This window comes from Vibrio sp. 10N.222.55.B11, assembly GCF_041473705.1.
In the GTDB taxonomy this organism is placed as follows: Bacteria; Pseudomonadota; Gammaproteobacteria; order Enterobacterales; family Vibrionaceae; genus Vibrio; species Vibrio crassostreae_C.
In genome coordinates this window covers 16,653-28,032 of sequence record NZ_JBFRST010000076.1, presented here as the reverse complement: position 1 = coordinate 28,032, position 11,380 = coordinate 16,653, and the positions used below count along the sequence as shown (strand labels likewise).

The window sequence follows — 11,380 nt, the reverse complement described above, 5'->3', positions numbered from 1 at the left end:
ATGGGAGGAAATATGACACATTCCTCAAAGAAAACGGTATATACCATTACAATTCAGCTCCCAATTTTATTACGTAGCGAGATGACTTAACATCATGAAAAATGTTTAAAAAATATCAAACAATAGAAATATCTTTTACATTATACAAAGTAATCAGAGCTCACAATAGATTATCTAGAACAGAAGTTACACTTCCAACTAACAAGAAAAAATGATTAATGATGACTGAAAAAGGTGACGCCTTAAAGTTGAATATTTTTCCTGGTTTTAACTTTAAATTAAGTGAATGATTTATAAAAAGACACTTTTATTTTTTAACTTAATTTTACTTTTAAAAAAACTTACAGTGGCGTTGCGCCTAATACCTATTTTTTAATTAATACACCCCTTCAGCTAGAGTTCACGCTATAAAACCATATATAACAAGGAGCAGAAAATGAAACTACAGCAACTTCGTTACATTAATGAAATAAAAAAAAATGGGTATAACATATCTCTTACATCACATCAGCTATATACGTCTCAGCCCGGTATCAGTAAACAAGTTTCACTTTTAGAGGATGAACTGGGCGTGAAAATTTTTGATCGACAAGGTAAACACTTATCTGGTCCTACAAATGTCGGTAAGGAAATCCTAAACGAAGCCATTAAAATCTTAGAGATTGAGGATAGAATCAAGGCTATTTCATCCGAAGTTACATCCCCAAAAAAAGGGAAACTCAATATCTTTACAACTAACGCCATTGCAAATTTCATACTACCTAAAAGCGTCCGTTACTTACTGACAAGCTACCCAAATGTGTCTCTGCACATGTCGACAATCGAACCAAGTCATCTTAATAATTCCTTGCCGGCTGGACCCGGTGATATTGCGATTGTGGCTCAGGATATTGAAGAGATGACAGGCCTAACGGTACTCCCAGTTTACAAGTGGTCATTGAGCTTAATTATCCCTTCTGAACATCCACTATCAAAGACACACACATTAACCCTTGAACAAATAGCAAAAGAAAAACTCATTAGCTATGAATTAAAATCAACAGGGCGAATCGCTATAGACAATACGTTTTCTCAACTAGGCCTAACCCCAGATTATATTGTCACAGCAATGGATGTAGAGGTAATAAAAGAATATGTCAGTAAAGGGGTCGGTATTGGTATCATAGCGTCAGTTGCTGCCCACTCAATAGATGATTCTTTTACCGTACGCTCATTAGAAGGATTTTTTCCCGATTGTTACGCATGGCTTTGTTTTGGTAAAAACGTGTATTTGCAGACATACATGTATGATTTTATCGAAAAGCTTGCACCACACCTCACAAAAGTAGTGATTGAACAAACCAAGCATATGACTAAGTCGGAAATAATAGATTGGTTTAAGACTGTCCCTCTACATACTTATAAGTAACAACCATTACCCTCTCAAGTCATTAAGAATGTGACACATAACCTCCAACTGTTTATTATATGCAAAAATTTGCACTACTATCTATTTTTTATGAGATATGTTCGTATTCAAGAAAATCTTAGATACGTTACTTCAACAACGTCTCATACGTTAAATTAGGAGCTCACCATGACTAAAGTTGCCATAATTACAGGATCTAGCCGCGGTATCGGGAAAAAAATTTCTCACTATTTCGCTCAGGAAGGATACTCTTTAATTTTAATGTCCTTGAATAAGCTGAATCTTGAACAGGCAAAAGTAGAAATAAACACACTCTTTCCATCGTGCAACGTAGAAGTAGTGCCTATCGATTTCAACGTCCCGTCCGAGGTAGAAGCAACAATCACATCAATCATCAAAAAAAATAAAAACATTGAGGTCATGGTCAATAGCGCTGGTATTTTGGCAGCAGGCAACACTAAACTACCTTTAGTCAAACTTTCTGAATTAATGAATGTAAACCTACTGTCTACCATCACTGCTTGTAATATCGTTGCAGAACAAATGAAAAAACAAAGGTTTGGAGAAATATATAACATCGGTTCCACTGCAGGTTTGACGCCAGTCCCCAAAATAGCCGCTTATGCAGCTTCAAAAGCGGCCATTGTCAGTTATAGCGAGTCGCTCTATCATGAGCTTCTCCCATTTGGTGTAAAAGTTTGTTGTTTATGCCCAAGTGTCGTAAACACAGACATGACTAACGATGGTCGAATTGATAATAAATTAAAAATTGAAACTCAAGATTTAACAAAAGCACTCGATTTTATTCGAAGCTTATCTTCTGCGGCAGCCGTAAGCACACTCTCCATACGCTGTCGTATCATAGACTTAGAGTAATAAAGAACGTTCAGAGAAACTCTAACACCTTTAATACCATACTTAACATCACTGTAGTGGTCTATAACGGCCATCGTTCGACTATAAAAAGTTAGAGTAACCTGGGAGGTCTACACCAATATTCCTAGACACTGAATTAAGTGATCACTAACGACTTAAACAACGACGTCTAAGGAAACTAGAATCCTTAAATTAAAAGGAGATGCAACAAAACTAGCAGAGAAAGTGAGAAGGGCTGTGGCAACAAGACAGCTTTATTTACATGAATATCAAATCGACGCTTGGTGAAAGAATTCGAAGGAAGACTCTAAACTAATCAGCAAGAGCGAGGAGCTAGCAGCAGATGCTGCCAAGCTCAAACGGCAGCTAATCGAATGGGCAGAAGAACTAGAAACTGGACAAAGAGCCACCACCATCCTCGAAAAACTCTAAAGTAAGGTATCGGTTAATGCGGGGGTCTCTCCTACTGGAGCAGATTAAAACCAATAGCTTCTAAATGACTGACCTATGAAATAGGCCAATCATCATACTTATATTTACTCATCACGTATTGATGATTACATGAAGTTAGACTGATAGTAACGAGTTACTCGACCACATATTTTTATTAAGCGGAAAAGCCACCGTCGATCATCAAATCAGCACCAGTGATGTAACCCGCTTCTGAGCTAGCGACGAATGCTACTAAGCTAGCAATCTCCTCCACTTGACCATAACGACCAAGTGCACCGATAGCTTTTACAGGCTCTGAAGTATCGCCATTGTCTGGGTTTAAGTCAGTATCGACCGGACCAGGTAAAATGTTGTTGACCGTAATACCTCTAGGGCCGAGATCGCGAGAGAGACCTTTGGCCAATCCGGTTAGTGCAGACTTGCTCATTCCATATATAGAACCGCCAGCAAAAGGAATACGCTGAGCATTAGTACTACTGATATTAATTATTCTGCCATGATTATTCATATGCTTCGAGGCTTCATGAATAGCTACAAATACACTTCGTACGTTAGTATTGATGGTCTTGTCCCAATCATCCATCGTCAAATTTTCTATATTATCCCAGATAAGCGTACCTGAATTGTTTACGACAACATCAATCTTACCAAGTTGCTTGATGGTTTCACTGATTGCATTTCTGATATCTTCCGGCTTCGTGCTATCCGCTTTTATCGCGATAACTTTACCACCTTTTGAAATTAAGCTATCAGCAAGGTCTTTTGCTTTACCCTGGGATGACACAAACGTAAAAGCAACAGACGCGCCCTCTAAAGCCAATCTCTCAACAATCGCAGCACCAATACCGCGACTGCCGCCTTGGATAAATGCAACCTTACCTTTAAATCTATTTAAGTTGTTCATTATGTTTGCCTTAATTAAAAGTAGTCAATGTGAATCATCTTTTTAATGTCTGCATCATAACCGATTAAATCTCAATTATTAAGTCCTTAAAGTTAAAATCAAAAAGTCCCTATAGGAACCAATTGTAAATACAAAGTCAGCTTATAGAAGTTTGTCACTTGGTTATCGTAGCGAAGTTAAGCAATTTTGCCCAAGTTACTAGAATTAACATCCAAGTTCGAGTCATTCGATTTATCGCTCACCTTTAATCGTCGCCCTACTGATTTTATCAGTAACGGGGTGCTCCTGTGACTCGAGCTAGCTACTTAGATAAGAGCATTAGGAAAGGAGCGATCATTTTTATCTAGATAAAAACGCCTTACATTCTACCTAAAATAAGAGTAAATCAGATATTTTAGGTGTCATTGTTTTTAGTTAGATCAACGATATTGAGGCCACTATCAAAGTTTGATAGTGGCCTCAATCATCATAAAACCTACATACTAGCTAACAATATTTACATTTGTCTTAGGTATCGCGCAGCAAGCTAGGGCCATTCCTTTCGCCTTATCACTGTCTTCAATTCCTGGGGCATCGGGCTGGTAAACCTCTCCTGATTTCACAGTGACTTTGCAGGCGCCGCAGAAACCAGCTCTGCAGTTATTCGAAATAGAAAGCCCTGCTGCTTCAGCTTGCTCCAGAACGGTGCGCTGGTTGCTTCCTTCAAACACGACACCATCAAGGTTGATTTGAACCCTTTTCTCGCTCCCGTCCGCCACTCTTGCAACGCCAAATGTCTCTTGATGGTACTGTTCTTCGGGCAGCCCACTCTCTATCATCAAGCGCTTTACACTCTCCATGAAACCACTAGGACCACATACAAAAACTTGACGTTTGTGAAACTCTGAAATTTGATTTAAATGAGTACGACTAAAATGCCCCTTTTCGCCTAGCCAATCAGTTGATGGCTCGCTAAGGGCTAGAGTCACAGTGACATTGGCGTGTTGTTTTTCTAGCATAAGGAGCTCTTCCATGAATGGAATATCCGCTTTCGTCAAACATTGATGATAAAACGCAATATCACGCGTGTCTCGTTGGTCTGTCAAATACCGAAGCATAGCGATCATGGGCGTCACACCGCTACCGGCAGAAAGCAGCAACAGCGGCTCATTCGATTCTTTAGTAATATGAAAAGTGCCTTTGGGTTGATCCGCAATAATGGTATGGCCAACTTGTAAGTGGTTGAACAACCAGTTGGAAACTTCACCACCATGGACTCGTTTCACTGAAATCGACAAACGTTCTGGCCGAGAGGGGCTAGATGACAGCGTATACATTCGTTTGGTCAGTTTGCCATTAATCATGAGCTCAATAGGAAGATGTTGCCCCGCTTTATACTCAGGCACCATGCCGCTTTTGGGCTCAAACCAAAATGTCTCGAAACTTCTTGCCACTGATTCTCTTTCAACGCAAATCAACTCTTGTTTTTTGGCATCGAGATCTTCATAAAACTCCTTGGATTTATACTCAAGTACTTCGATAGCATCATTGATGGAGACAACACCTTCGTTTTTCGCTACAAGGTTTTGCCCGAAAAATATTTTGCCTTGCTCGTTGGCTCTAAAGCGCGAAAAGGTCGTCAATGGCTCTTTACTGTTCCTAAACTCTCCATTTTCCAGATCAAGTGTCGTTAAAATGCACCGCTCACACGGCTCTACAATTTCAAATTCGACATCACCTATTTTGATACGCTTCCATGAGTCTTCGATAAAAGGTTCGTCTGATTGCACCACCAGGTTGGTACGAAACTGTTCCATGGTGTGAACTTCGCTGCTGCGTCTATTTAGCTCCGCTAATGAGCCAGAGCTAATAAGCAAAACAGGAAATCCGTCGGCAAAGCTCACATTATGACCAAGATTTTCTTTCACACGCTTAGATTGCTCGCCAGTAAACAGTAACTCAACTCGCTTCCCAATTACTTGGCTAAACCAGTCATTCGCTTCATCGGTTGTTGTGTAGGCTGAAAAGCTGTCCCTCCAAACACTGGCATCTGTCGCCTGCATTTTGAAGGTAGAGTAGTGTAATTTTAGTGCCGCCAGCCCAGGGTAAGAAAAAATGACACCGGTTGGCATTAGACTAGAACTCACCTTCACCATATTTGGATACTGGCGCGCCGTCACCATGGTTGGGTATTTAGCCGAGGCGGAGACATCATCACCAGTTAACGCCAACATAAAGCGACGATCAAAAACAAGGCCTTGCTTTTCGACCCATGAAGAAGAGAGAGAAAGCCCGCCAATGGATTTGACTGGATAGATATTAACTTGGGAAAGTACGGTAGGATTTACCACAATGTCACCCTTTATTATTGTGTTGACTTATTGAACCGAAAGGAACTGTTTTAACGACCTAACAAGGCAGATGGTTTATCTTGTCGCTACGAAGATTACCTCGCGGACTTAAGCATGAAGCGCATCGAAACCAACGCATTCAATACCATTTTTTCTTAGCCAGAGAGAAAACTCATCGCTGGTTAAAATCTTCCACTCTTCAACACGAGCATGAGCATAGCTAGAGATTTCCTCTAGCTCTTCAGTTAGCGTCCTTGCTGGGTGGCACATTAATTCAATCGTACTGTTAGGCATGCTGTCTTGATAAGCCAGCAATACTGCTTTGAGGTATTCAATATTGACACCTTCAGCATGAAAGCCCATATCAAACGCATCTGGGGTAGGAACCGACAGTAAACTTTGACCCTGTATAAAGCTATCAATACGCCTAACTGGAAGACCTATTTCATTCGCTGCCTGCGTGAAACCTATCTTAAGAGGACGGTAGGCACCAGCAAAATGGTGGCTATCGATATGATTAATATTAAATCCCGCGTCTAAAGCCGCTTGATATTGCGCCATACACTCTCTAAAGACTTCATCAGAAGACACATCAGATTTATTAAACAGGGCCTTTCTATCAAAAAAATGACCATTCTCGTCAACCAGTGTTGGAATTAATTTAGGGGACGATATTGATTTACCTGATGTCACTGTAAAATGCAGTCCAACTTCATGAATAAGACCACGCTGATAGAGTTGTGACGCGTGAGATACACCAGGTTGGTTCATCATTATGGTGGTCGATTTTACGGTCCCGGCGCGAAAACAATCAGCGATACCCAAGTTTACAGATTCCGTCAGACCGAAATCATCAGCGTTTAATATAAGTTTCATCGTATCTTGTCCAATTTATAAATAATCAATTCTTGTAACGTATCTATAAGACCCGACGTCTATTTTAAACATCTCACACAACAACTTTGCGTTTGTTGATTGAGTAAAATTTAACACTTCGCCCATGACCCATTACAAAAATTACTCTATAATAGCTAAAAGCTTCTGACAAACGAACAAAACTTCAATATAAATTAACTAGAGTAATGCATGAACTTAGTGACCAATCAACAACAACAGCTTTCTCTTCTTCATACTTTTAGCGTTGCAGCGCGCCACTTGAGTTTTACCCAAGCAGCAGAGGAGCTCTTTATTACTCAAAGCGGAGTCAGTCAGAGAATAAAAAAACTGGAAATACAGCTTCAATTCAATCTGTTTATTCGAAAGACCCGAAAGCTAGAGCTCACCCCAGAGGGGCAAAGAGTTCTGAGTGTTTTAAACTCATCATTTGAGTCCATATTTTCCACCCTCTCTGACATTCAAACCGGAGAGCTGACTGGTAGCTTACATATAGCCACATCACCTTATTTCGCCTCTGCTTGGCTGATCCCGAGACTCCCCTCACTTCGTCAGCAATACCCACACTTAAGCATCAAGCTGCAAACCAAACAAAACCAATCTGATTTTGAATTTGAGCCATACGATGTAGCTATTTTTTATAGTAAAGGAGAATACCCAAATCACTACAGTGAGCGTTTATTTTCTGGAAAGAGAACACCTGTGTGCAGTGCTGACTACGCCGAGGAGCATTGTCTTAACAATGGAATCAATACTCTATCAGACGTTAATTTTATCCATAGAGGGGATACAAGTGCGTGGCAGTATTGGTTAGATGAGATAAGTGTAGGCATCGACTGCGAAAAGCGATGTGATTTCTATAGTGATAACAGACTGGCGATGGAAGCAGCGGAATTATCACTCGGTGTGTTTCTTGCTCGATTAGAATTTGCGCTGCCTTTAATTCAAGCGGGTAAGTTAGTCGCGCCATTTCCACATATTGAATCAGGAAAAGGCTACGATTTGGTTTGCCCTAAAGGAATGGAAACCAGAGCGAAGTTCCAAGCGTTTTCTCGCTGGGTACATTCTGAGATAGACAACGGATAAAGAGTTCTCGTTATATTGCTACATAACCGAGTACAAATTATAAGCAGTTCAAATATAAAAATACCCTAGAGTGGCTCTAGGGTACGAATTAACAATGATAGGCAATCTACGACAGTAATCAAGACTGCATTGTCAACAAAACTTAGCTCTCGTTTTGTAAGTTATTTTTTGTTAAAAAAATCAATAACTAGATCTTCAACCTGGACTGGACACTCCTCCATCAACCAGTGACCACATGACTCCAACACATGACCTTGAACATCATTAGCATATTCTTTCATTTGATTAAATTGAGTCGCTCCTAAACTGCCTTGACCATTACCTGATATCGTCAGAATCGGCATTTTCAACAAGTTATTCTCTGATAGATTGTCATTTTGAATCACAGATTCAGGAAGTGCTCTGTAATACTCAAAAGCAGCGTTTAGAGTTTGAGGTTTTTTATAAGATTCCGCATACATACCGAACAGTTCATCTGAAAATGCATTCTTATTCTCTGCATGCTCAAGAATGAAGTGCTTAAAAAACTTATCTTCATTGCCTGATATAAGTGATTCAGCCAATTCGTTTTTCGCAGAGAAAAAGCTAAAGTGCCACGCGGTCGACTCTCCCTGAGGAGTATAAGCTGGGAACGTGTATATTAAGTCGCTTGGTACGATGGTCTCCAGTAGAGCGACCTTATCAATATCATTCTGATGTTGAGCTAGCATAGGATATGTGACCCAGCCACCAATATCATGAGCTATGACATTGAATTTATCATCCGGGCTAAAGGTCTTAGCTAAAGAATGGATATAAGGTGATACGTCCTGCCCTGTATAAGTGGAGTCTAGCGGCTCAGATAAACCAAGACCTGGAAGATCCATAGCAATAACTTGGTAATCTTCTGCTAATTTAGGCATTAACTGGTGCCATTCGTACCATGACTGAGCAAAGCCATGGACCATTACCAATAAAGGCCCTTCCCCTCCAATTACATAATGAAGCTTCACTCCGTTAACTTCTTTAAAGCTGCTTTCAAAACCAGAAGGAATTGGAAACTCACTGTCCGCTTGACTCTGCTCATTACCCGCAAAAGCCATTGAGGAAAGTAAAATGCCCGATGCGACTAAAAGTGTTTTCTTCCATTTTTTCATAAAGTTAAATCATCTCATAACGTGTTAAGTCGATATGCACTTAAAGTTAATGGCATACCGAAGCAGGGCGCAAAATGTGTCATGATGTTTCAGAGCAGTCAACAGGACATTTCTTAACAAATTAGAGTAACGCCTTCATTTCGCGCACTAATCCTCCCAACAGCCACCAAAGAAAAATTGAATATAAAAAACATTAAAAACAATAACTTAACTAGTTTCATTCTATTTCTGATTTGGCGACCGATACCTCTAAATAACACATTAAGTCCCAATTGGAATATCTATTAATAAACATTAAGACTTAATTGAATTCATTTTATCCGTTATTATGCTGTCCAAGTTGATAATTAAATTTAAACGACTACAGATATCTTTTGGTGAGATTTAAGGTTCCATGTGACAACGAATAAACCCAACTGCCGCTTCTGTCATAAGAGTGACAGTGTCATAAAGCATGGTTATGGCCCCAATGGCCATCAACGATTTCGCTGTCTTGCTTGCCGCCGTACCTTTCAAGTGAATTATTGTTACGAGGCCTGCAAACCAGGAATTCGAAATAGGATTATTGAAATGACCGCACAAAACCATGGAAAGCGAGAAACCAGTCGTCATTTACACGTTGCCTACAACACAGTTCTAAGCACATGTCATCGGGTAAGAAAAAAGTCTCCACCCTTTGATAATACGAATTCTGATACGTTGCCGAATTCAATCACATTGAAAACGGCATTTTTATTGGATAAAAAACAACATTTTTGTGCCACTTTTCCAACACTTGGACTTAGGGCTCTAACAACAACCAATATCGACGGTACGTAATTACCGCATATTAATAATTTGAGTTGAAACAATGAAAAAACAAAGCTTGTTTATCTTTGCTCTATCTTTAGCCGTTTTTGGCGTTATCACGACAGAGCTTGGTATTATTGGTCTCCTTCCACAAGTCATGAAAGACTTCAATATTGATGTACAAGAAGCTGGTCTATTAGTCAGTGTCTACGCTATTGTCGTCGCGGTGAGTGGCCCCTTTATTACGTTAATGATGTCTGGATGGAATAGAAAGCATGTTCTAGTCGGCATTTTGTCTCTATTCGTTGTCTCTAACCTTGTGTACGCTATGACGCAAGATTACACAACCATGATGATATTTCGCGTTCTACCGGCGTTAGTACATGCTGTATTCTTTTCTGTCGCTTTAGTGGTTGTCACATCAATGGTTCCAGTTGAAGAACAAAGCAACGCCGCTGCTAAAGTTTTTGGTGGAGTAGCCGTAGGATTAGTCTTTGGTATTCCGATTAGTGCTTTTCTTGCTGAAGAATATTCTCTCGCTTATGCCTTTTACTTTGGTTTAGCCGCTTGCGCCATTGCGTTAGTGAGTGTGATGTTCTTGATGGAAAGTGCTCCCGTTAAGGAAAAAATGTCATTCGGCTCTCAAGTAACTATCTTACGCAGCAAATCAATGTGGTTGTCATTATTCACCGTTATATTCATCTTTGCAGCGATGTTTTCTTCGTACAGTTTTATTACTCAATACTTAAGTACTGTAACGAATATGAACGGTACGTGGATTAGTGCAATGCTGATGGTGTTTGGTATCTTTGGTATCTTTGGAAACTTCATTTTTGGTAAGCTACTCAGTAAAAATATTCTTAAAACAGTGATGCTGTACCCTATAATATTCGGTCTTACCTTCATAATTGTTTACTTCATGGGGTTCTCATTCTACTTTATGATCGGCATGGTCGCGTTTTGGGGTGCAGTGCATTCTGCAGGATTGATCGTGAGCCAGACATGGATAATGGAAAATGCAGGTGATTCAAAAGTATTTGCAAATAGCCTCTTTGTGTCTTTTTCTAACTTAGGAATTACTCTTGGCTCAGTTATCGCGGGATGGTTTATCTCTCAATTCGGCGTAGAAAATCTATTTTTATCAAGCTTAGTCTTTACGATGTTAGCATTAGTTAGCATCTTACTTAACCAGAAGAAAAGTTCAGATCTCAAACTTTCAAAAGTGAATTAGTCTATGAAAATGCGGCTTTCGTGACTAGAGCCTTAATCACGAAAGCCTGCATTATTTTTGAGTTTCCATCCCCCAAACAGCTGTTCAGATCGTAGGGGCTTGTTTATTTCTCCTGAATTACGTACAAAGCCCTTTCAAGATCCTATCTTCACCACCGTTTATGTTTTTTCATCTGTGACATAACGTTTGAAAGCCTAACTAATTGATGTTAAACATGCGGCTTAAAAAATAACAACAAAGATCCTTCAATGGATCTGCTCTTTTGCCTACTGG

The 11,380-nt window shown here is 39.8% G+C and carries 9 protein-coding genes; 5 read left to right on the top strand and 4 right to left on the bottom strand.

Annotated features, from left to right (window positions below):
• The first annotated feature begins 436 nt into the window (after positions 1–436).
• Positions 437–1,408 (top strand): LysR substrate-binding domain-containing protein, encoded by a 972-nt coding sequence (locus AB4503_RS23335; protein ID WP_086714196.1) that lies wholly within the window; start codon positions 437–439, stop codon positions 1,406–1,408.
• A 168-nt stretch (positions 1,409–1,576) separates the two neighbouring features.
• A complete protein-coding gene (locus AB4503_RS23330) occupies positions 1,577–2,284 on the top strand; it encodes an SDR family oxidoreductase (RefSeq protein ID WP_086714195.1) in 708 nt (235 codons plus the stop codon).
• A gap of 607 nt (positions 2,285–2,891) precedes the next feature.
• On the opposite strand, the gene AB4503_RS23325 is transcribed toward AB4503_RS23330, so the two are convergent.
• The 3 genes from AB4503_RS23325 to AB4503_RS23315 form a co-directional block, all read right to left on the bottom strand.
• The gene (locus AB4503_RS23325; RefSeq protein WP_086714194.1) at positions 2,892–3,641 is read right to left on the bottom strand and encodes a 3-oxoacyl-ACP reductase family protein; all 750 of its coding nucleotides are present in this window, start codon (positions 3,639–3,641) and stop codon (positions 2,892–2,894) included.
• Positions 3,642–4,123: 482 nt separating this feature from the next.
• A complete protein-coding gene (locus AB4503_RS23320; RefSeq protein WP_102333506.1) occupies positions 4,124–5,971 on the bottom strand; it encodes a hybrid-cluster NAD(P)-dependent oxidoreductase in 1,848 nt (615 codons plus the stop codon).
• A gap of 108 nt (positions 5,972–6,079) precedes the next feature.
• The gene (locus AB4503_RS23315) at positions 6,080–6,847 is read right to left on the bottom strand and encodes a carbohydrate deacetylase (RefSeq protein ID WP_086714192.1); all 768 of its coding nucleotides are present in this window, start codon (positions 6,845–6,847) and stop codon (positions 6,080–6,082) included.
• A 210-nt stretch (positions 6,848–7,057) separates the two neighbouring features.
• On the opposite strand from AB4503_RS23315, the gene AB4503_RS23310 reads away from it, so the two are divergent.
• A complete protein-coding gene (locus AB4503_RS23310) occupies positions 7,058–7,951 on the top strand; it encodes a LysR substrate-binding domain-containing protein (RefSeq protein WP_086714191.1) in 894 nt (297 codons plus the stop codon).
• A 161-nt stretch (positions 7,952–8,112) separates the two neighbouring features.
• Here the strand turns inward: AB4503_RS23310 and AB4503_RS23305 are convergent, their stop codons facing one another.
• Positions 8,113–9,087 (bottom strand): alpha/beta fold hydrolase, encoded by a 975-nt coding sequence (locus tag AB4503_RS23305; RefSeq protein WP_086714190.1) that lies wholly within the window; start codon positions 9,085–9,087, stop codon positions 8,113–8,115.
• 396 nt (positions 9,088–9,483) lie between these two features.
• Here AB4503_RS23305 and AB4503_RS23300 point away from each other — a divergent pair, with 396 nt between their 5' ends.
• Positions 9,484–9,906, top strand: a complete 423-nt coding sequence (locus tag AB4503_RS23300) for an IS1-like element transposase (protein WP_086714189.1) — start codon at positions 9,484–9,486, stop codon at positions 9,904–9,906.
• A gap of 31 nt (positions 9,907–9,937) precedes the next feature.
• On the top strand, positions 9,938–11,107 hold the full coding sequence (locus AB4503_RS23295; protein ID WP_086714188.1) for an MFS transporter: 1,170 nt from the start codon (positions 9,938–9,940) through the stop codon (positions 11,105–11,107).
• Positions 11,108–11,380 lie beyond the last annotated feature (273 nt).